Raw genomic sequence first — 21782 nt, 5'->3', positions numbered from 1 at the left:
AGACCTGCCCGATGAAGCCGCGCGCAAAATCCTGATCCTCTGAGTGCCCTTTCACGGCACGTAATATTTTATCCAGAGCACCCTGGTCGTGCCGACGTTTGATGTGCTTTGCACGGACAACGCGATATTCCCGCATGGATGCAGGGTGTCGACTCTGACGAAATTCATTGGATAGCCGTCCCCAGAGCGCGCAAATACCTTGACATCTGCCCCTATCGTCGCTAATCTCCCGCCCCTCAGTGAAAAATCCGAAGCCGGAGTTTGTGATGAAGACCTATTCTGCCAAGTCTCATGAAGTACAAGGGGACTGGTTCGTGGTGGATGCCACCGATAAAGTCCTGGGCCGCCTCTCTGTAGAGCTGGCTAAACGTTTGCGTGGCAAGCATAAGCCCGAGTATACGCCCCATGCTGATACCGGCGATTACATCGTCGTCATCAATGCCGACAAGATCGCGGTTACCGGCAACAAGGCCAAAGATAAAATTTATTACCATCACACCGGCTATGTCGGCAACCTGAAGAGTGCTTCCTTCGAGAAGATGAAGGAGACGCACCCGGAGCGGATCATCGAACTTGCGGTCAAGGGCATGCTGCCCAAGAATCCGCTGGGTCGGGCGATGTTCAAGAAGCTCAAGGTCTATCCCGGCTCCGAGCATCCCCATTCGGCACAGCAGCCGCAGCCCCTGAACGTTTAAGGCGAAGACTTTATGGAACAATATTACGGTACCGGTCGGCGTAAGAGTGCAACTGCCCGCGTGTATTTGCGCCGTGGCTCTGGCAAGATCGTCATCAACAAGCGCACCCTGGAAGACTACTTTGGCCGTGAGACCTCACGCATGGTGGTCATGCAGCCCTTGGAGTTGACCGGTCATGGCGGCCAGTTCGATATTCTGGTGAATGTCAACGGTGGTGGCGCCAGTGGTCAGGCCGGGGCGATCCGCCATGGCATCACGCGCGCCCTCATGGTCTACGACGAAACCTTGCGACGCCCCTTGCGCAGCGCTGGTTTTGTCACCCGTGACGCTCGCGAAGTGGAGCGGAAGAAGGTGGGTAAACATAAGGCTCGGCGTAGTCACCAGTTTTCCAAGCGTTAATTACCGACGCTTCGAACTGCGAAACAAGCCGCCTTCGGGCGGCTTTTTCTATTACGGATTAGCATCAGGGGGGAACATGATTCGCGCAGGTATCGTTGGGGGTACGGGTTACACCGGGGTGGAGTTGCTCCGTTTGCTGCTGCCGCATCCGGAAGTCGAGTTAGTGGCCATCACTTCCCGCGCTGAGGCCGGGCAGCGGGTGGACGAGCACTTCCCCAATTTGCGTGGCCACTGCCACCTGTCTTATACCGCCCCAGATCCCGCCATACTTGGCACCCTGGACGTCGTTTTTTTTGCGACACCCCATGGAGTGGCCATGGACAGCGCTCCGCAACTGCTGGCCAAAGGCGTGCGAATCATCGACCTGGGTGCCGATTTCCGATTGCGCGATGCAGAAGTTTTTGCCCGGTGGTACGGCATGGCCCACCGCGCACCCGAGGTGCTGGCCGAAGCCTGTTATGGCTTGCCCGAATACTATCGGACTAAGGTCAGTGAGGCGCGGCTGATTGCCAATCCAGGCTGTTATCCGACGGCAGTCATCCTCGGCTTTGCGCCTCTGTTGGCCGAGGGCTTGCTGCGCGAGGATACGCTGATCGCGGATTGCAAGTCCGGCGTCAGCGGAGCGGGTCGTAGCGCCAAGGTCGGCTTGATTCTCCCCGAGACGGCGGATAGTGTCAGCGCCTATGGCGTCAGCGGCCACCGGCACCGGCCGGAAATCGAGGCCGTGCTCTCTGATATCAGTGGGACTCCGCTGGAGTTGCAGTTCACACCGCACCTGATGCCGATGATCCGCGGCATACATGCCACCCTCTACGGGCGCCTGGCGCAGCCGATGAGCGATGCGGCGCTACAGGATCTGTTCGCCACTCGTTACGCCGGCGAGCCTTTTGTGGATGTCCTGCCCTTCGGCTGTCACCCGGCTACCCGTTCAGTGCGGGGTGCCAACATGTGCCATATCGCCGTACATCAGCCCCGGCCGGGGCAAGTAGTCGTCCTGTCGGTCATCGACAATCTGGTCAAAGGGGCGGCGGGACAGGCAATACAGAATATGAACCGACTGTTCTCTCTGGCGGAGGACGCGGGCCTGATGCAAATTGCCCTGCTGCCGTAAGCGCCCATGGTAATCAGCGACAATATAACCCGATGAAAGCATACATATTATTATATATGGTTCCGGATCTGTAGCCATTTCCCTACAATGCTGCAACGTAAGCTGCCGAAAAATAAGGCTAATGAATATGGCACCAATTTTGCAAAGTTTGTCTGCTACGCTCTGTTATCAGTATCGGTAGATGTTCGGACAAAGTCGTGGTACACGATGATCTGCCGATGTTGGAGCCGGGCGAATCATTACCTGACACAAGGAGTTTGATTATGATCAAGTCGTCAGCTTATGGCGTCCGCCATTTGGTACTTGTCGCCACCCTGGCGCTGCTGTGCGGTTTGACCAGCACCGCGGTTCGGGCAGACGATGACATGTCCCTCGGGCTCGCTATTCCGGGGTTGAGCGTATTTCTTGGCAACGGTCTGGGTTACTACGCCCCGCCCCCACCGGTTTATTACGCCCCGCCTCCTCGCCCCATTTACTATGCGCCCCCACCACCCCCTGGCTATTATGTGGCACCTATGCGTGCCCGGATTTATGAGCGCCGTCGCTGGGAGCATCGCGGACCTCCGCCTTGGGCCGGGCGCTGGCGGCACGATGATGACTGGCATCATTGAATGAAGTGACGAATGTCCGGTCTATCGAATTGATGGTAAGTACGGAAAACACAGGAGCAGGACAATGATATCAGGAAACTTCGTAAGCGCTGTTGCAGACCGGCGGCGCTGGTTGTCTCCTCTCGTGCTGGCTTTTTGCGTTGTGGCGCTCGGCGGCTGTGCCAATATGAGCCCTACTGGTCAGCGTGCCCTGAGCGGCGGCGCCATTGGCGCGGCCGGTGGAGCGGTTCTGGGTACTGTCGCTGCAGGCAATCCCGCTGTAGGGGCTGCGGTCGGCGGTGCGGTTGGTGCCGGTATAGGCGCGGCACTCCCCAATATCGAGCGCACTCTGAACGGCAACTGAAGACAACACCCGCTACGCTGACTCCCACACGTCAGGATGGTGGTTTCTTCTTTATCTGATGTCGTAGCCTAACCCGCCGAATTATAAGGCGGGTTTTGTGCCTCCTGAGTTATGCAAAGGGTTTTCACAGCAGCGCAAATCTGCCTCGGTGCCCGTCTTGTTTGCTGCCCCCCCTGTGCTGGCAAGTCGGGGCTTATAGGCGGGCGCTCAGTTCGCTCGCTCTTGACGCTTTGCCGCAGCCTGGGCCATCATTCCCAAGACTTTGCTTTCACTCATTCACCTGAGGCCTGTGTCCCTAGTGACACAGGTCCAATGTTTTTTGTCTAGGAGGACCATGGACGCCACGGACCAGAAGCGCCTGTTGCGTGAAATGCTGTTTGCCCGCCGTTTCGAGGAACGCTGCGCGGAGGCCTACCACGAACGCCAGATCGGCGGTTTTTTGCACCTTTATCCTGGTGAGGAAGCCTGTGCCATCGGTGTGCTGGAGAAGGCCCGCACCGGTTCGGACTACGTGGTGACTGGTTATCGCGATCATATCCACGCCCTGAAGTCAGGTATGGATCCCAAGGTGCTGATGGCGGAGCTCTTCGGCAAAGAGACAGGCTGTTCCAAGGGCCGTGGTGGTTCCATGCACCTCTTTGATCCCGATGTGCACTTCATGGGCGGCTACGCGCTGGTCGGCGGCCCCTTCCCGCTGGCGGCCGGTTTCGCCAAGGCGATCCAGTTGCGCGGTAGTGACGAAATCTCGATCTGTTTTTTGGGCGACGGCGCCAACAATCAGGGCACTTTCCACGAAACCATGAACATGGCGAGCCTGTGGAATCTGCCGGTGCTCTTTATCTGCGAAAACAACCTGTATGGTATCGGCACTGCCATTGAACGTTCGACGGTGGAGATCAACCAGTACAAGCGGGTGGCACCTTACAGAATCGAGGCGGCGCAGTGCGACGGCCAGGATATCGATGTGGTCATGGACCACGCCGAAAAGGCGGTGCAGTACGTGCGGGAAAAGCGTAAACCCTACTTCCTGGAGTTGATGACCTATCGTCTGCGGGGCCATTCCATGTCCGACTCGGGCGCCTACCGTTCCAAGGAAGAGGTGGAGGAATGGGCGCAGCGCGATCCCATCGGCATCTACAAGCACCGTCTGCTGGAAGCCGGGGTGGTCAGCGAGGACGAGTTCCACGCCATGGACAAGGCCATACTGGACGAAATCGAAAATGAAATCGTGCGCTTTGCCGCCGAGAGCCCGGAGCCGCGTCTGGAAGATATCGCCCGTTACGTATACACAGAAAAGGAGGCAGGCAGCCATGGCTGAAATGATGTATTGGCAGGGTATCCTGCGCGCCCACGATGAAGAGATGGCGCGGGACCCCCTGGTTTTTGCCATGGGTGAGGATATCGGCGTCGCCGGCGGTACCTACAAGGCGACCAGCGGCCTCTTCGCCAAGTACGGCGAGCAGCGGGTAATCGATACCCCCATTTCCGAAAACAGCTACACCGGTATCGGGGTGGGCGCCGCCATGATCGGGGCCCGTCCCATCGTCGAAATCATGAGCGTTAATTTCGCCTGGTTGGCGATGGATCAGCTCATGAACAACGCCGCGAAAATCCATTACATGTCCGGTGGTCGTATCCGTTGTCCCTTCGTGATGCGGGTACCGGGCGGCACTGCGCACCAATTGGGTGCCCAGCACTCGGCGCGCATGGAGAAAGTGTTCATGGGTATTTCCGGCCTGCGGGTGGTGACCCCGGCAACGCCGCGCGACGCCTACGGACTGCTGAAAAGCGCCGTGCGCTGTGATGATCCGGTAGTGATCATTGAGCACGAGAGTATGTATAACCTCAAGGGCGAGATCCCGGACGAAGAATTTTTTACGCCGCTGGAAGGCGTCGAAGTGATGCGGCCGGGTAAGGACGTCAGTATTTTTGCCTATAACATCAGCGTTCATTGGGCGTTGGATGCGGCGCAGAAGTTGGCTCAGGACTACGGCATCGACGCCGAAGTGGTGGATTTGCGGGCGCTCAAACCCATGGATCGGGCCGGTATCGCGGCCAGCGTGCGCAAGACCCATCGCGCCGTCGTTGTCGAAGAAGACGAGGCGCCGGTGGGCGTGGGTTCCGAGGTGATGGCGATCCTCAACGAGGAATGCTTTTTTGATCTCGATGCGGCGCCGGTACGGGTGCATGCGCTGGATGTGCCTATTCCGTATAATCGCCACCTGGAAAAGGCGGCTATCCCCAATGCCGGAGAAGTGGTCGCCGCTGTGCGGAAGATGCTGGGCCGGTAAGATTCCGGCAATCCGTCCCCCTCCTTACCCTCGGTTTGACTCAACAATGGTGAAATATGGCTGAACCTTACGTCATCAAAATGCCGCAACTTTCCGACACCATGACGGAAGGTGTCCTGGTATCCTGGGAGAAGCCCGCGGGCGCGCGGGTAGAGCGTGGCGACGTGGTGGCGACGGTGGAAACGGACAAGGCCATCATGGATGTCGAGGTGTTTCGTTCCGGTTACTTGGCGGGACCCCTGGCCGAGGCCAACAGCGTCATTCCGGTGGGCGGGACTATCGGCTATATCACCGATAGCGCGGTGGAAACGGCGGCAGCGCCTGTTCCTGCAGCGCCTGCGGTCGTGCCGACGGGGCCTGCATCCGCTACGCCACCCGCCTCTGAAGGCTATGCGGTGAAGATGCCGCAACTCTCCGACACCATGACCGAAGGTGTCCTGGTATCCTGGGAGAAGCCTGCGGGCGCGCGGGTAGAGCGTGGCGACGTGGTGGCGACGGTGGAAACGGACAAGGCCATCATGGACGTGGAAGTGTTCCGTGAGGGGTACCTGTCGGGGCCTTTGGCGGTGGTGGATGCGGTGGTGCCCGTAGGGGAGGCCATCGCCTGGCTAGTGGAGTCGCCGGAGCAGGTAAGCCACGAAAACGCTGTCCATGACGGAGGGCGGCGCCAGCCCGATGCTACATCGGCGCCGGTAGCGACTCCCGTGCCTGCCGCCGCCATGTCTGGCCCAGTACCTGGTGCATATCCGGCGCCGCGTCCGCGGCAGGGGACCGCCAGTCCCTTTGCCCGGCAGTTGGCGGGCCAGCGGGGTGTGGATATCAACGGGCTGCGCGGTACGGGGCCTGCGGGCGTGATTGTCGCCGCAGATGTTCTCGGTGCTGCTGGTGGCCGTGCCGCCCCGGTCGCGTCGGACGGTACTGCCGAGCCCGCGGTGCCAGGTAACGGCCGCGCCATGACGGCCATCGAAAGAGCGATCAGCCAAGCGATGGCCGCATCCCTGAGTATCCCGGTTTTTCATGTCACCGTGCAGGTCAGGCCCGAGGCGCTGATCCGCGCCGCCAAGGCACACAAGCTTTCCGTCACGGTGGCGATTGCCAAGGCCGCTTCGCAGGCGTTGCACAGACACCCCCTGGTGAACGCCGCTTATCAGCCTGTGGATAAGATTGTCGAACGCAGTCAGCATGATATCGGCATTGCCGCGACTACGGAAGACGGTGGTCTGGTTGTGCCTGTCCTGCGCGGTGTCGAAGGCAAGAAGCCGGAACAGTTGCAGACGGAGTGGACCTCATTGCTGGAGAAGGCGCGCAAACGTCGTCTCAGTCCGCCTGAATATACCAACCCTACCTTTACTATCTCGAACATGGGGATGTACGGCATTGCCCAGTTCGATGCCATCGTCACCCCGGGGACGGCGGCCATCATTGCTATCGCCGGGAATGGACCCGAAGGCATGCCCATCACCATCACGGCAGATCACCGGGTGGTCAACGGCGCCGAGGCGGCGCTGTTCCTCAATGACTTGAAACAGGCCATTGAGCACCCAGAGAACTGGCTGGGTAGTGGCGGCCAGGTGATTCCAGAAGGGGATTACGACGTGCAAGTGCTGGTCATCGGCGCAGGCCCCGGCGGCGAAGACTGCGCCCGCGAGCTCGCAGAGAACGGCATCAGGGTGGCCATGGTCAACGATGCGCCCCTGCCGGGCGGCGAATGTCTGTGGCGGGGCTGTATTCCCTCCAAGGCCTGGCGCGCTGCTGCGGATCGCATCCGCGACCGCGAGCACGACGCGGCAATGGGCATTGCCCTGGGCACGCCCAGACTGGATTGGGCACAACTGGAACAGCATCGGCGCGGTATTCTCCAGACCCGCGGAGAAATGGCCCTGAAAACCGATCAGGGTGTGAAAATTCAGGTTCTGGAAGGCTATGCCCGTTTTACCGGTGACCACAGCGTCGAGATCAGCGGCAAGGATGCGCGGACATTGACCTTCGGAGCCTGTGTCATTGCTACGGGCGCACCCGCCTTTGTGCCGCCGATTCCCGGCATTCAGGACGCGTTGAAGAGTGGCGCGGCGGTGACTTCCGACACAGTCTGGAACCTGAAACAACCGCCCGCGCGCCTCTGCGTCATCGGCGCCGGTGCCATCGGTATGGAAATGGCGCAGATGTTCCACGACTTCGGCGCTGAGGTGCGGGTACTGGAAGCCCTGCCACGGCCGGTGGCCGAGATGGAGAAGGAAGTCGCCGAACAGTTGATGAAGGCCATCGCCCATAACAGCCCGCGTTTGCAGGTGCTGACCGGGGTCAAAGTGATGGATGTCGCGGGGCAACCCGGCCAGTTGGCGGTGCGTTACCAGTCAGGCGACGAGGTGGCGAATTATGCCTGTGATCTGCTGCTGGTAGCGACGGGTAAGCGCCCGGATACCAGCGGGCTGAATCTGGCCGCGGTCGGTGTGGCTTTGGGCGATCGCGCCGTCATCGCCGTCGATGCCTCCGGGCGCACCAATGTGCCCCATATCTATGCGGTCGGTGATGTCATCGGCGGTTACATGTTGGCCCACACCGCCGGTCAGCAGGGACGGGTGGCGGCTGCCAGCTTGCTTGGCCACAGCGCCCGTTATGAAGCGGCTAAAGACTGCGGGGTGACCTTCACCCGGCCGCAGTGCGCGTTTGTCGGCCTTTCCCTGGAGCAGGCCAAGGCGGGAGGGATCGACGCCGTCGAAGTCAAAGTGCCCCTGAGCATCGATGCCAAGGCCATGATGACCGGCGAGACCGACGGACTGATCAAGATCGTCGCCGACAAGATCAGCCACCGTATCGTCGGTGTGCATTTCCTCGCCGATCATGCGGATACCCTGGTGGGCGAGGCCGTGATGATGGTCAGCGCCGGTTTGACCCTGGAGCAGGTGGCTGGCGCCATCCATCCCCATCCGACTCAGACCGAACTGTTCGGCGAAATGGCACGACGTCTGCTATCCCGCCTGCGGCGCAGTGCCCGGGCGGCGAGCTGATGGTCCTTGCCATTCCAGCACGACGCGAGTCTCCAGTTGGGTGCTGTCGTGGCTTGACGCCTGCGCGCAAAAGCGAGCAAAATACTCGGGTATCCACTGGATGAAGCGCTGCGGCGCATGGAGCGATGAATAATGAGCACAGCAACGGAAACGATGACGGATTTGGATTCCATCCCCCCAGTCATGACCTTGACACAAAATGCAGCGGACAAAATCGCGTCACTCATTGAAGAGGAAGGTTCTGACGATCTGAAGTTGCGCGTCTTTGTGACGGGGGGCGGTTGTTCCGGTTTTCAGTATGGCTTCACTTTCGATGAGAATATGAATGAAGGCGATACGGAAGTGCATCAGCTGGGTGTGAGTCTGCTGATTGATCCTATGAGTTACCAGTACTTGGTTGGCGCGGAGATTGACTACAGCGAGGGATTGGAAGGTGCGCAATTCGTCATCAAAAATCCCAACGCAACGACCACCTGCGGTTGCGGATCTTCCTTTTCGGCCTGATCGCCGGTTGGTGCGGAAGTGCCCCAAGGGGAGGCTGACGGCCTCCCTTTTCTTTTACGGGCAGGTTATGATGATCCGGCGGCTTGTCGTCCGAAAACCTTCGTGCAGGATGCTGCCCGTGAGCCGTGCCCCGACTGGCGGCGACCGCCGCAGGTCCGGGCAGTCAAGTATCAGAATGATAAAAGGAGTTCTGTATGGCGGAACCGAACTTTGCGCCCGGTCTGGAGGGTGTGGCTGCAACCCAGTCCAGCATTTCCAACATCGATGGCGCTGCCGGCCTGCTGAGTTACCGTGGTTTTGCCATTGCGGATCTTGCCGCGTACAGCAGCTTCGAGGAGGTGGCGTTCTTGCTGCTGGATGGTGTCCTGCCCAGCGCTGCAGATCTGAAACGCTTCGACCACGGTCTGCGTGCGCACCGCCAAGTTAAATATAATGTCCGGGAAATCATGAAGTTCATGCCCGTGACCGGACACCCCATGGATATGCTGCACTGTGCCGTGGCCAGTCTGGGCATGTTCTACCCGCAGCAGGAGCTTTCCGACGCCGAACGCGGAAATACGCTCCATTTGGATGCCATGGCGATGCGGATTATTGCGCGCATGCCCACCATTGTCGCGATGTGGGAGCAGATGCGTTTTGGCAATGATCCTATTTCACCTCGCCCCGATCTCAGCCATGCAGCCAACTTTCTGTATATGCTGTCGGGTCGCGAACCTGATCCGACCTATACCAAAATCCTCGACTCCTGCCTGATTCTGCATGCCGAGCACACCATCAATGCCAGTACCTTCTCGGTACTGGTGACCGGATCCACCCTGACCAATCCTTACCATGTCATCGGGGGGGCGATCGGAACCCTGGCTGGCCCGTTGCATGGTGGTGCTAATCAGAAGGTGGTGGAAATGCTGGAAGAAATCAGTTCCGTCCGGCAGGTGGGTGCCTATCTCGACAGGAAGATGGCCAACAAGGAGAAAATCTGGGGTTTCGGGCATCGCATCTACAAAACCCGCGATCCGCGTGCAGTGATTCTCAAGGAGATGATGGAGGATATGGCCAGTCATGGAAATCTGCGTCATAGCGGCCTCTTTGAAATTGCCATTGAAGTGGAACGCCAGGCTACGGAGCGGCTCGGTCCCAAGGGGATTCACGCAAATGTGGATTTCTACTCGGGCGTGCTGTATCACGAGATGGGCATCAAAGCGGACCTTTTTACGCCTATTTTTGCCATGGCTCGCTCTGCGGGCTGGCTGGCCCATTGGCGGGAGCAACTGGCGGATAACCGGATCTTCCGGCCTACGCAGGTCTATACAGGGGAACAGAATCGACGCTATGTTCCTGTGGCGCAACGTATTTAGGAAAACACATGACGGAAGTAATACGGGATATTCCTTTCCTGGCCACGGATCGGGTGGAGGCTCTGCTGGATATCGAGCGCCATCTGATCGCCGAGCAATCCACGATCGAACGCTGGTTTCGGGGACAATGGCAGCGGACGCCGCCGCCTTTCTATGCCTCTGTGGACCTGCGCAATGCCGGTTTCAAGTTGGCGCCCGTGGATACCAATCTGTTTTCGGCGGGCTTTAATAACCTCAATCCGGAGTTTTCGGCGCTCTATGTTTCGGCTATTCAGCATTATCTGAACCAGTACTATCCAGGTCTGGAGCGGGTGCTGCTGGTTCCCGAAAATCACACGCGTAACCTCTTTTATCTGGAGAGCGTGGCACGGTTGCGTGAGTTGTTGGAACTCGCCGGATTGGACGTGCGGGTGGGTTCCCTGATTGTGGAAGATCGTACGGTCTATGATCTGCCTTCAGGTGGCCAGTTGCTGCTGGAACCATTGTGTCGCGACGGCGGGCGCCTGTCGACGACGGGTTTTGATGCACAAGTGATTTTACTGAATAATGATTTATCTGGTGGTGTGCCGGAAATATTGGTAGGCCTGGAGCAACCTATTCTGCCTCCTCTCGCGGCAGGTTGGCGTAACCGACGTAAATCTCAGCACTTCACCCATTACCGTGCTGTGGCGCAGGAACTGGCGGAAGTGATCGGCATCGATCCCTGGCTGATTGACCCCGTTTTTCGGCGTTGTCAGGGCATTGACTTCATGCGCTCCGAAGGCCGCGAGTGCCTGGTTGCGAACGTGGATGCCGTACTGGAGATTACTCGCGAGCGTTATGCCCACTATGGTATTCATCAGCGTCCTTTTGTGATCGTCAAAGCGGATGCGGGTACTTACGGTATGGGCATTATGACCGCCTATTCGGGTGACGAATTCCTTGACCTCAACCGTAAGGAGCGCACCCGGATGGCGAAGAGTAAAGAGGGGCTGCCAGTCAGTGATGTCTTTATTCAGGAGGGTGTATATACCTTCGAACAGACCGCGCAGGAGGCAGTCGCAGAGCCGGTGGTCTATATGATCGGCCAGCAGGTGCTGGGAGGGTTTTACCGGGTACATACGGAGCGTGGACGGGATGAGAATCTCAACGCTCCGGGGGCGCATTTTGAGCCTATGTCCTTTGGCCAGACCTGTGTGCTCCCTTGCCGGAAATCACCACCGGATGCGCCGGTCAATCGTTACTATGCCTATGGCGTCATCGCGCGCCTCACCCTGGTGGCGGCGGCCCGGGAAATGGCGGACTGGCGGCGGCAAGGTACACCGGAGACAGGCCAGTGAGTGCGCTCAAGGCCGCTATCCTTATGGATCCCATTACCGGGATCAAACCGGCCAAAGATACGACGTTCGCCATGCTGCTGGCGGCGCAGGCGCGTGGGCATCAATGCCGGGTGTTTGGTCTGCCGGACCTGTTTTTTCGGGAAGGGCGTTCCTGGGGACGGCTCCGTACCATCGTTGTACGTGATGATGTGGAAGATTATTTTACGCTGGGTGAGACAGAAGAACGCCCTCTCGACGAGATGGATGTGGTCCTCATGCGTAAGGACCCGCCTGTAGGCCTGGAATATCTCACCGCCTGCTATCTGCTGGAGCACGCCGGAACCTGGGTGGTCAACGATCCGGTCAGTCTGCGCAATGCCAATGAAAAGCTCTATGCCCTGCATTTCCCGGAATTTCTGCCGCCCTTGCTGGTCAGCCGTGATCTCGGGGATTTGCGGGCCTTTCTCGCCGAACACGGCGAAATCGTCGTCAAACCGCTCTCGGCGCGTGGTGGCGAAGGGGTGTTCTATCTGCACCTGCAGGACCGCAATGTCGGCAGTATTCTGGAGACGGTGACGGGCTGGGGCCAGCATTATGTGATGGCGCAGCGCTACCTGCCCGCGATTCGCGAGGGCGATAAACGGATCCTCCTGGTGGATGGCGTCCCGGTGCCAGGCGCCCTGCTGCGGGTGCCTTCGGCGGCGGATTTCCGCGGTAATCTGGTGGCAGGTGCAACGGGGGTGGCAGCGAAGATCAATGACCGTGATCGAGACATCTGTGCGGCGATAGGCCCGGCCTTGCGCGCCGCAGGCCTGCTTTTTGTCGGGTTGGATGTGATCGGCGGGTATGTGACGGAGATCAATGTCACCAGCCCCACCGGGGCGCGGGAGATCAAGCGTTTTTTTGGGGTCGATGCCGCAGATCTGCTCTGGCAGCGTCTGGAGCGGGGGCGATAATGCGGCCCACCCGTGCCGGTGGTCACGGGTGCCTGCCGTTTTTGGTAGGAAAGACGTATCATAGGGCCTATGACCTTTTCTTCTCTCAAAAATCATCTGCTGATTGCCATGCCCGCGCTGCACGACGGCGTTTTCGACCGTACGGTAATCGTGGTCTGCGAACACAATGCCGAAGGCGCCATGGGCGTGGTTATCAACCGGCTGGTGGACATCAATATGTCCGATGCCCTGCGTGCAGTGGACATCCAGCCCTCTGAAGAAATGATCCATCGCCCGGTATACTGGGGCGGGCCGATCCAGCCGCAGCACGGATTTATTCTGCATTCGCCGCGGGGCGAATGGCTTTCCAGTCTGGAGGTCAACGACGATCTGGCGCTGACCAGTTCACCGGATATTCTGCAGGCCATCGCCCAGCACGAAGAGCCGCAGCGTTACCTCCTGGCCCTGGGTTATGCCGGCTGGGGCGCGCAGCAACTGGAAGCGGAGTTGCAGGATAACGCATGGTTACACGGCCCCCTCGACATGGCGGTGATTTTTGAACTGCCCGCTGGGGAGCGCTGGCAGGCTGCGGCGCGTTTGCTGGGGGTGGATATGCGTCTGCTCAGCGGTGCGGCGGGCCATGCCTGAGCGCAGTGGGCCGCTGCTCGGAATAGACTTCGGGGCGCGCCGGATCGGGATTGCGGTTCTGGGGGAGTCGGGCCTGGCGCCGCAGGGGGTCGTTACCCTGCGCAATGGCGAGGGGGGGCCGGACTGGGAGGGCTTCGCCCGTATTCTCAAAGAATGGCAGCCCCGCGCCCTGGTTCTGGGTCTGCCCTTGCACATGGATGGCAGTGAGGGGTTCATGGTTGGCCGGGTGCGCAACTTTGCGGAAAGTTTGCAGCGCCGTTTCCCCCTACCCATCCATTGGGTGGATGAACGACTGAGCAGCCATGCCGCTGATCTGGTCCTGAAGGAGCGCGAGCTTTCCCACAAGAAGCGCGGTCGCCTGCTGGATCAGGCCGCAGCCTGCGAAATTTTGTGGACCTTTCATAATGCGGGAGGCGACGCATGACGACCGACTGGGATGTGGGCGCGCTGATGGAAGTTATGGCGCGTGATCTGCGCCCCCTCATCGATCCGGAGCAGGCGGCGATGATCGGTATTTTTACCGGCGGCGTCTGGCTGGCACGTGCCCTTCACGCCGCACTCGGTTTGCAGCAGCCACTGGGGCGGGTGGACATCTCTTTTTATCGCGATGACTTCAGCCAGATCGGCCTGCACCCGCAGGTGCGCGCCTCGGATATCCCCTTTGCTGTGGATGGCCGCGATATCATTCTGGTGGACGATGTCCTCTACACCGGACGCACCGTGCGCGCCGCCATGAATGAAATCTTCGACTATGGGCGTCCGGCCCGCATCCTTCTGGCAGTGCTGGTGGACCGCGGCGGGCATGAGTTGCCGGTGGCGGCCGATGTGGCGGCGCTGCGTCTGATCGCGACCGCGGGTGAACACATCAAGTTGCGCGGCCCCGATCCGTTGCGTCTGGAACTGGAGCAGCGGGAGCCGCAGCCATGAGCGCTACCCTGCGTTTTGGTGAGGGCAACCTGCAATACGATGCGCAGGGCCGCTTGCGGCATCTGCTCAGTACCGAAGGGCTTCGGGAGCGGGAATTACTGCAGATTCTCGATACGGCGGAATCCTTCCTCAGTATTGCGAACCGCAGCGTCAAAAAGACCCCCACCCTGCGCGGTCGCACCATCGCCAACCTTTTTTTTGAGAACAGCACCCGGACCCGCAGCACTTTTGAGCTGGCTGCCAAGCGCCTCTCGGCGGATGTGCTGAATATCGCTGTCAGCACCAGCAGCGCCAGCAAGGGCGAATCCCTCACCGATATGATTGATAATCTCATGGCCATGCAGGTGGATGGCTTCGTCATCCGCCACCCGGAGGCGGGTGCGGCTCATCTAGTGGCTCGTCATCTGGGTGATTCGGCGCTGGTGGTGAATGCCGGTGACGGTCAGCATGCGCATCCGACACAGGCTTTGCTGGACGTGTTCACGATCCGCCGTCTGGGAGGTCCGATCGAGGACCGGGTGGTGGCCATTGTCGGGGATGTGTTCCATTCGCGGGTGGCGCGTTCGCAGATACATGCCCTGTCCGTCCTCGGCTGCCCGGAAATTCGTGTCATCGGCCCGCGCACTCTGGTACCCGAAGAACTTTCGGCGCTGGGGGTGCATGTCTACCACGATCTGCAGGCCGGTTTGCGCGGAGTGGATGTGATTTGCGCCCTGCGCCTGCAGCGGGAGCGCATGGAGTCGCACCGGCTTCCCAGTCTGGATGAGTTTCACCGCCGGTTCGGACTGACGCCGGAGCGCTTGCAGTGGGCGGAACCCGGCGCGCTGGTGCTGCATCCGGGCCCCATGAACCGGGGGGTGGAAATTGCCTCGGAAGTGGCCGACGGGGCCCAGGCGGTGATTCTCCAACAGGTTGCCCATGGTCTGGCGGTGCGGATGGCGGTGCTCACCATCCTCGCCGGCGCGGCGGGCGGAGCGTGAGGACGATGCACAGAATCATCCGCAATATTCGGGTCATGGACCCCGGCGACGGATTTGATGCGGTCACCGATCTGGCCATTGCCGACGGCCGAATTGTCGCGCGGGGGCCGCTGCCTGCGGACTTCCAGGCCGAAGAAGCGTTGGATGGCACGGGCTTGATCGCCTGCCCCGGACTTGTCGAGACTTCTTTTCAGGGACACACGCCCGGTCATGGTCGGGATGGCGACTTGGCCAGCGAATTGCGTGCGGCGGTAGCGGGAGGCGTGACGCAGGTTCTACTGCGCCCGGATACCCTGCCTGTCGCTGATACGCCCGCCGTTTTGCAGGAGCAGCATGCGGTGGCAGAGCACCTGGCCTTGGCCAGGGTACATCTCGCTGGCGCCCTTACTACCCAGCTTCAGGGCGTGGCGCTGACGGAGATGGCGGGCCTGGTGGAATCGGGCGCCATCGTCTTCAGCCAGGCGAAAAAGCCTGTAGCCAGTGCGGCCTTGTTGCGGCTGGCGCTGAGTTACGCGGCGGATTTGGGCCGACCCGTTTTGCTCCATGGCGAAGAACCGGAACTGGCGGCTCATGGCGTGATGCACGAAGGCCGCCTGAGTATCCGCCTGGGCCTGATTGGACGCCCGGTGGCGGCGGAGCTGATCGGCGTCCAGCGTGATATCGCCATTGCGGCGCTCAGTGGCTGCCCCATCCATTTTCCGCATCTCAGTACTGCCGCGGCGGTTGCCGAAGTAGCTGCCGCCCGGCAACGGGGCGAGCCGGTGACCTGCGGGGTGAGTATCCACCACCTGCTGCTCACCGAACAGGACGTCGGGTTTTTCAACCTGCACGCCAAGATCCTGCCGCCTCTGCGCACTGCCGCAGATCGTGATGCCTTGCGCCACGCCCTGGCTGCGGGCGCGATAACCGCCATCAGTAGTGATCACTGCCCCTGGGGGGTGGACCGCGAAGGCAGGACCTTTATCCAGGCGCCCTTCGGCATCGCCGCGGTGGAATGGCTCCTGCCTCTGGCGCTGCGACTGGTAGATGAAGGAGTGGTCAACTTGATGACAATCCTGCGCCTGCTCAGTATCGGCCCGGCCCAGGCTCTTGATTTGACTCCGCCGTCCCTGGCGGTCGGTGCCACCGCCGACCTCTGCATTTTCGACCCGGAGTCCCGTTTTATGGTGGAGCCAACGCAGGGGTGGAGCCGGGGCCGGAATCTTCCGTATGGGCAATGGGAGTTGCGCGGGCAGGTGCGCTACACCCTGGTGGCAGGGCGGGTAATTTTTCGCAGTTGAGGGGGCTGGCGCCTCTCTTTGCTTTCTGGAAAGCTTCCAGCAAGCCATCCTCAAATGCTTTTTGCACCTGCCGAACTTGCTCCCAGCCTTCCGCGACCGGAGCCTTTAACAACGATGCGATAGCACCATGGACCTCCCGATGAAGCCCAAATAAGGGAGAGTCTTCAGTAAGACCCAGGCGCTGCATATGGTTATGCATGTCGCAACGGGCGGCATCCGCCAACTCGTTGCCATTGATCAGGCTCGGATTGCTGAGGATCATTTTTTTCAAGGTTCCCTGGTCGCAGATCTGTTTGGCATAAAGTCCGAACAAGCTGGTCGGATGCTGTCGATGATAGGACGGACGGCGGGTTAGAAAATCCCGTAACTGCGCCATAGGCATGGGCCTGGCGATACCATAGCCTTGCAGTAATTTGATATCCATGACCGAGACTGCATCTGCAATGTCCTCTGTTTCGACTCCCTCCACCACCAGATCCACTCCCAGGCCGATGGCCAAATCCCGAACGGAAGCAAGAAAATACAAATCCTGGGGCCGATCCTCCAGGGAGCGGATAAATCCCTGATCCAGCTTGATCTCATCAATGGGCAAGTCCTTGATGCGCAGCAGTGAGGAATACGCGCTGCCCACATCATCCAGAGCGAGACGAACGCCCAGTTCTTTGACGCCGTGCAGAACGGACAACGCGGCGTTATGCTCCAGGAAATTGCTGCCCTCCAGGATCTCCAGCGTGATCCGGGAAGGCGCGATGTCACTGGCCCCAATAACGCCTGCCATGCATGGAACGAAGTGGTCATCGAAGGACTCCGGAGCCACGTTCACGGACACCCAGAGCGAGCATCCCAAGGTATCCAGCTCGGCCAGATCTGCCAGCGCCTGGGTAAGCACCATCCTGCTGAGATAGGTGGTGTCCTCGGTATTGATCAAAGGCAGAAACTCCGCCGGATAGAGTATCCGCCCGTCCTTGTCCCACAGCCGGGCCAAAGCCTCCACACCCACGATCTTGTGGGAGCGATTGTCGAGTATGGGCTGGTAATGGACCAGCAACCCACCTTCCCGCAACTGGGTCTGGATGACGTTCTGCCGCACTGGCACCGATTCTCCGAAGAGGGTCCAGAAATGCACGCGATCCGCCTTGTGGTTTTTGCTCTCGTAAAGCGCTTGATCGGCATAGCGGAGCAGCGCATCAGGATTGTGGGAATCGCCGAAAGGATAGAGGCATATGCCGGCACTAAGATCGATCTCCGCCCTGCTTTTGTCGGGGAGTTCGATGGGTTGCCGGATCATTTCCCCGACCTTCCTCATGGCGACTTCGATCTCCTCCAGGGAGGTGCAGTTCTCCAGAAGCAGAACGAACTCGTCGCCACCCAGGCGGGCCAGGAAGTCCGTGCCGCGCAGCCCCTTCCGTAAACGCTGGCCGATGGTCCGCAACACCATATCCCCGGCTTCGTGGCCACAGGTGTCGTTGACTGGTTTGAAGCCGTCGAGATCGATCATGACGACGCTCAAAAGGTGTTCATGACGATCAGCGCGGGCCATGGCTTTGCTCAGTTCTGTATCCAGAGCGCGGCGATTGGGCAGGCCGGTGAGTGGGTCGGAAAGCGATAACTGCGTGACTTCATCCATCAGCCGATGGCGCTCCGTCACATCCACATGAGTCCAGAGGATACGTTGCACACCATCCGATCCGTCCAGCCGCTGCCCTGAAATATCCGTGAAAACCATTTCTCCATCCAGGCGGCGATAGGGCACATCCCTGCGTGTTGCGTAGCCTTCGCGGAGAACCTCCAGGGCAAACTGGCCAACCTGCTCACCGACTTCCTCATGGTGAATGATCCCCCATACGGGATGTCCGACCAGATCATCCGCGGAAGATGCACCGAGGATCGTCAGCATCCGCGTGTTGACTCGCTCGACGATCCGTTCCGGAAAACGCACGACGCTGATGCCGGATGCCTGATCGTTCAGCAGCACTTCGTTGAAGGCGTTTGATTCCCGCTCCTTTCGCCGGATATCCAAACGATCCAGGCCATAACTGACGTTTTTGGCCAGATCCGTCATTATTCTCCGGAGGTCGGCATCGAAGACGTTTTTCTTGCCGTGATAGACCATCAAGATGGCCCACAGTGTGTTGCCCCGATAAATAGGCAGCGATGCGCTTGCCCCGAACCCAAAGGTTTTGGCGCGTTGCGCCCAGAGGTTCATGCGGACATTTTTGGGGAAGGAAGCATTGTAAACCGGTTTTTGAGCGCGCCAGGATTGGCCTGCGGAGCCCTGTCCCTCGGGAAGTTCTGCAGATGTGGATATGCGGATACCTTCCAGGTAGCGCACCGCCCCGGCGGCGGCGAGGTTTTGGAAGATGCCATCACTATCGGGCCGGCCAATCCACGCCAGCCGCAGATGGGCGTGCCGGACGGCCAATTCGCAGAGGGATCGCAGCAGATCCGTTTCGTTTTCCGTATAGGCGATGACTTCATTGGCACCGGAAAGAAGCACGCTAAAATCGGTGACCCGCTGCAAGCGCCCAACACTATTCTGCAGAGTGGCCTGTGTTGCCGCCCTGCGGGAGGGGTGCCATGAAGAATACCCCTTCATTGAGGCTGAGGGATTTTTCTTTGCAGGCATCCGGCCGCCTTGAAATGGACACTACGCTTGGCGGATATCTGGATTCTTTCACCGGTAGCGGGATGGTGTCCGGGGCGGGCAGCCCGTTCCTTCAGGGAAAAGGTACCAAATCCCGGAAGGTTCAGGGACTCGCCATCGATCAGCGCCTGAGCCAGTGCGCTGACGACGCTGTCCACGGCCTCATGGGCGTCTTTCTTGCTGATACCATGTGTACCTGCTACAGCGGCCACAAATTCGGTTTTTGTCATGGTTTCCTCTATGGATTATGGCAAGGGCCGGGTCACTCTTAAAACCATGCGGGGATGGCAGGAAAAGGCAATCCCTGCGGCGAGGTCATCCGGTTTGCGGCCGATGATTTCGTTGGTAGGGATGTTATTTGGGCGGTGAGGGTACGTCAATGCCGGACGCCCCGCGCCAGGGCCATGATCGCCGTGGTAAAGGGTAGGCAGCTTATCGGGTCAGCCCAGCGTATAATATAGGCAGGCGCTCCGGCAGGCGTTCCACATGGTCGATGACCTGATAGTTCCGTGCCCCGAAAATCCGCGACACGTACTCATCGGCATGAGGATCCAGGCTGAGGCAATAGGTGATCACGCCATCTCTTCCCAGGTCTTCCACAGCCCGCCTGGCATCATGGCGCAAATACTGAGGATCCCGCACGTCGATGTCCGCCGGTTCACCATCGGTAATCACCAGGAGCAGTTTTCTGCTTTGCCGCTGGTGGCGCAGATGATGCCCCGCGTGTCTTAGTGCCGCACCCATGCGCGTCGAGAATTGGCCCGTCATGCCGGCAATGCGCCCCATGGCCTCCTTGCTGTAGGCCTCGTCAAAATCCTTGAAGCGATAATAAGCCACATCATGACGACCATCGGAATGGAAACCGTGAATCGCAAAGGGATCACCAATGCGGTTCATGGCATCGGCCAGCAGGGAGGTGGCGTCACGGGTGAGTTGCAGAATGCTGTCTTCCGAACCGCGAACCTTGTCGTTGGTCGACTCGGACAGATCCATCAATACCAGCACGCCCAGGTCGCGCACCTTGCGCAAGTTACGCATGTGGATACGGGTATCCGGCGCCAGACCCATGCGAATATCCACCAGTGCACGCACCGCCGCCTCCATATCGATTTCGTCGCCGTCCTCCTGCTTGCGCAAACGTTGCACACCCTGAGGCTGCAAGGCCTCTATCAGGTATCTGAGGCGGCTGGAGACCGGCTTGTATTTCTCAAGCACTTCCTGCACCACCCTGGCGTCGCCCAGACGTGGGCGACGCTCCAGTACCGTCGCCCAGTGCGGACGACTGGCCTGAATCTGGTAATCCCATTCCGGGTAATGAAAGGGATCGGAGACTGGCTCTTTGCCTTCCATCTGGTTATAGCTCAGTCCCATATCTTCATAGGGAAACAACTCTGATTGCAGTACCCAGACTTCCTGTGCATCATCCCCGGCCAGCTCGGTATCCACCTCATTGACCATTTCCATGACGTTTACGTACTTGCGCACCTGGGTACCGGGCAGGACGGTCGTTTCATGCTCCCAGTCGATTTCCTCAAACTCCCAGATGTAACGGTTGTCGTCGCGGTAGAGGATGTCGGGAATGTCGGTGCGAGCGTGGTAACTGACTCTCTGATTTCGAAGACGGTCCGCAAGGCGTACCCCCAGATCCCAGGAGAGTTGCGGGTCGTCCCAGCGGGCTTCGGCCTCCATGAATACCCTTCGGCCTTCCTGTACCCAGGCGTTGTCGTCCACATAGTCGGGATCGATGATGGCCCGTGCCAGACGGGAGAACAGATGTCCCATGCTGGCCACCGGCCCCGCCACCGCCGTATGAAAAGGCAGCCAGATGGCGCGGATGCCGGGAAAAGCCCGCATCGCCAGGGCTTCCACCCGGGCATCTTCAAACAGACCGATCACCGCCATCTGCTCGGGGTTAAGCGCCTCAGCCGAGATCGCCTTCTGCATGTAGGCCACATGCGCGGCGGCGTGAGCCGCCACGGCGCGATAGCGGGTCATCCCATCGACATCTTCCCAGTCGTCGTAGGCATCGGGAAGGTGGATGAAAATCCCTTCGATATAAGACCGATACCCTTCGCGATCTTCAAAGTCACCGCTGGTGGGGCGCAGGAAAAAATCCCGCCCCCAGAGCGCGCGTAGATACATCCGCAGACGTCGCTGAATATCCACAAATAACGTGCCCTTGCGCTCCTGTTGCAGCATGGCCAGGGCTTCCGGGCTTTTCAGGGAAAAGTAGGCAATTTGAGCTTCGAAATCCGTACGATGGGCGTGTGCGCCCCAGAGTGCCCAGCGGCGCAAGCCGCCCAGCGTCAAATAGCCGAAGAGCTGGTCGATATTTTCCAGCATGGGCCGCAGCGCGCGCGGCACTTGCGCGAGCAGGCGGTCCAGCATGCCGAGATAGCTTTTGAAGAGCTCCAGATCGGCCAGGCGGTTGGCGGCTGTCGGACTGGTGGACACCACCGCTTCCAGTACCGCACCGCTGGTTTTGGACGCCATTTTCATGACGGCACCCACCAGTTCCCAGACGGCATCCTCTCCCACTTCGCGGGCGATGTGGGGGGCCGCATCCAGATAACTGCTCACCAAGCCATCGCCCTTGCCTAGAGATCGCAATCCCATGGCGCCGTCCAGGTACTGATCCAGGCCTGACGGACTGAAGACTCGGGTGGCCTCCTGCCATTTGCTCTGCAGGACGGCCTGGCTTCCCTCGCCAAAAGCCTGCAGCAGTTCCGCGTATTCTTCGAGATGTTTCATAC

At 59.7% G+C, this 21782-nt stretch carries 21 protein-coding genes (1 of these 21 running past the window's edge); 18 read left to right on the top strand and 3 right to left on the bottom strand.

Going from position 1 to position 21782, the window contains the following annotated elements; genetic code table 11:
• The 18 genes from F6A13_RS14545 to F6A13_RS14460 form a co-directional block, all read left to right on the top strand.
• Positions 1 to 35 carry the 3' portion of a DUF2892 domain-containing protein gene (locus tag F6A13_RS14545; protein WP_113526395.1) on the top strand. The gene continues 178 nt to the left of window position 1, outside the view, so only the last 35 of its 213 coding nucleotides appear in the window; the start codon falls outside the window, past its left edge; it ends in the stop codon at positions 33 to 35.
• Positions 36 to 266: 231 nt separating this feature from the next.
• Entirely contained in the window at positions 267 to 695 is a 429-nt protein-coding gene (gene rplM / locus F6A13_RS14540; protein WP_113526396.1) for a 50S ribosomal protein L13, read from the top strand.
• Between the two features lie 12 nt (positions 696 to 707).
• On the top strand, positions 708 to 1094 hold the full coding sequence (gene rpsI, locus F6A13_RS14535) for a 30S ribosomal protein S9 (RefSeq protein ID WP_009567384.1): 387 nt from the start codon (positions 708 to 710) through the stop codon (positions 1092 to 1094).
• A gap of 76 nt (positions 1095 to 1170) precedes the next feature.
• Positions 1171 to 2205 (top strand): N-acetyl-gamma-glutamyl-phosphate reductase, encoded by a 1035-nt coding sequence (gene argC / locus F6A13_RS14530; protein WP_126604513.1) that lies wholly within the window; start codon positions 1171 to 1173, stop codon positions 2203 to 2205.
• A 263-nt stretch (positions 2206 to 2468) separates the two neighbouring features.
• Positions 2469 to 2816, top strand: coding sequence for a hypothetical protein (locus tag F6A13_RS14525; protein ID WP_113526398.1), 348 nt, complete (start codon positions 2469 to 2471; stop codon positions 2814 to 2816).
• Positions 2817 to 2880: 64 nt separating this feature from the next.
• Positions 2881 to 3159 (top strand): hypothetical protein, encoded by a 279-nt coding sequence (locus F6A13_RS14520; protein WP_126604512.1) that lies wholly within the window; start codon positions 2881 to 2883, stop codon positions 3157 to 3159.
• Positions 3160 to 3493: 334 nt separating this feature from the next.
• Positions 3494 to 4477, top strand: coding sequence for a pyruvate dehydrogenase (acetyl-transferring) E1 component subunit alpha (pdhA, locus tag F6A13_RS14515; protein WP_113526400.1), 984 nt, complete (start codon positions 3494 to 3496; stop codon positions 4475 to 4477).
• Entirely contained in the window at positions 4470 to 5450 is a 981-nt protein-coding gene (locus F6A13_RS14510) for an alpha-ketoacid dehydrogenase subunit beta (RefSeq protein WP_126604511.1), read from the top strand. The genes pdhA and F6A13_RS14510 overlap by 8 nt, the downstream gene beginning before the upstream one ends.
• 56 nt (positions 5451 to 5506) lie before the next feature.
• Complete coding sequence (locus F6A13_RS14505; RefSeq protein ID WP_126604510.1) at positions 5507 to 8458, top strand: FAD-dependent oxidoreductase; 2952 nt, start codon at positions 5507 to 5509, stop codon at positions 8456 to 8458.
• A gap of 153 nt (positions 8459 to 8611) precedes the next feature.
• Positions 8612 to 8962 (top strand): iron-sulfur cluster insertion protein ErpA, encoded by a 351-nt coding sequence (erpA, locus tag F6A13_RS14500; protein WP_172959403.1) that lies wholly within the window; start codon positions 8612 to 8614, stop codon positions 8960 to 8962.
• Between the two features lie 194 nt (positions 8963 to 9156).
• The gene (locus F6A13_RS14495; protein WP_113526403.1) at positions 9157 to 10317 is read left to right on the top strand and encodes a citrate synthase; all 1161 of its coding nucleotides are present in this window, start codon (positions 9157 to 9159) and stop codon (positions 10315 to 10317) included.
• A gap of 8 nt (positions 10318 to 10325) precedes the next feature.
• Positions 10326 to 11636: a glutamate--cysteine ligase gene (gshA, locus tag F6A13_RS14490; RefSeq protein ID WP_113526404.1), complete on the top strand. Its 1311-nt coding sequence runs from the start codon at positions 10326 to 10328 to the stop codon at positions 11634 to 11636.
• A complete protein-coding gene (gene gshB, locus F6A13_RS14485; RefSeq protein ID WP_126604509.1) occupies positions 11633 to 12571 on the top strand; it encodes a glutathione synthase in 939 nt (312 codons plus the stop codon). Before gshA ends, gshB begins: the two co-directional genes overlap by 4 nt.
• Before the next feature lie 69 nt (positions 12572 to 12640).
• Positions 12641 to 13198, top strand: a complete 558-nt coding sequence (locus tag F6A13_RS14480) for a YqgE/AlgH family protein (protein ID WP_113526406.1) — start codon at positions 12641 to 12643, stop codon at positions 13196 to 13198.
• Positions 13191 to 13622 (top strand): Holliday junction resolvase RuvX, encoded by a 432-nt coding sequence (gene ruvX / locus F6A13_RS14475; protein WP_113526407.1) that lies wholly within the window; start codon positions 13191 to 13193, stop codon positions 13620 to 13622. Before F6A13_RS14480 ends, ruvX begins: the two co-directional genes overlap by 8 nt.
• Positions 13619 to 14125, top strand: a complete 507-nt coding sequence (gene pyrR, locus F6A13_RS14470; protein WP_113526408.1) for a bifunctional pyr operon transcriptional regulator/uracil phosphoribosyltransferase PyrR — start codon at positions 13619 to 13621, stop codon at positions 14123 to 14125. Before ruvX ends, pyrR begins: the two co-directional genes overlap by 4 nt.
• Positions 14122 to 15105, top strand: a complete 984-nt coding sequence (locus F6A13_RS14465) for an aspartate carbamoyltransferase catalytic subunit (protein ID WP_113526409.1) — start codon at positions 14122 to 14124, stop codon at positions 15103 to 15105. The genes pyrR and F6A13_RS14465 overlap by 4 nt, the downstream gene beginning before the upstream one ends.
• A 5-nt stretch (positions 15106 to 15110) precedes the next feature.
• Complete coding sequence (locus F6A13_RS14460; RefSeq protein ID WP_126604508.1) at positions 15111 to 16385, top strand: dihydroorotase; 1275 nt, start codon at positions 15111 to 15113, stop codon at positions 16383 to 16385.
• Here the strand turns inward: F6A13_RS14460 and F6A13_RS14455 are convergent.
• The 3 genes from F6A13_RS14455 to F6A13_RS14445 all read right to left on the bottom strand — a co-directional run bounded on the left by F6A13_RS14455 (position 16267) and on the right by F6A13_RS14445 (position 21780).
• Positions 16267 to 19011: an EAL domain-containing protein gene (locus tag F6A13_RS14455; protein ID WP_225981863.1), complete on the bottom strand. Its 2745-nt coding sequence runs from the start codon at positions 19009 to 19011 to the stop codon at positions 16267 to 16269. The genes F6A13_RS14460 and F6A13_RS14455 overlap by 119 nt on opposite strands.
• Complete coding sequence (locus tag F6A13_RS14450; RefSeq protein WP_126604507.1) at positions 18978 to 19259, bottom strand: HU family DNA-binding protein; 282 nt, start codon at positions 19257 to 19259, stop codon at positions 18978 to 18980. Before F6A13_RS14450 ends, F6A13_RS14455 begins: the two co-directional genes overlap by 34 nt.
• Before the next feature lie 202 nt (positions 19260 to 19461).
• A complete protein-coding gene (locus F6A13_RS14445; protein ID WP_126604506.1) occupies positions 19462 to 21780 on the bottom strand; it encodes a nitric oxide reductase activation protein NorD in 2319 nt (772 codons plus the stop codon).
• Positions 21781 to 21782 lie beyond the last annotated feature (2 nt).

Origin of the sequence: Acidithiobacillus sp. 'AMD consortium', assembly GCF_008926505.1 — a bacterium.
Lineage (GTDB): Bacteria > Pseudomonadota > Gammaproteobacteria > Acidithiobacillales > Acidithiobacillaceae > Acidithiobacillus > Acidithiobacillus ferridurans.
This window is presented reverse-complemented; position numbering and strand designations above follow the sequence as displayed.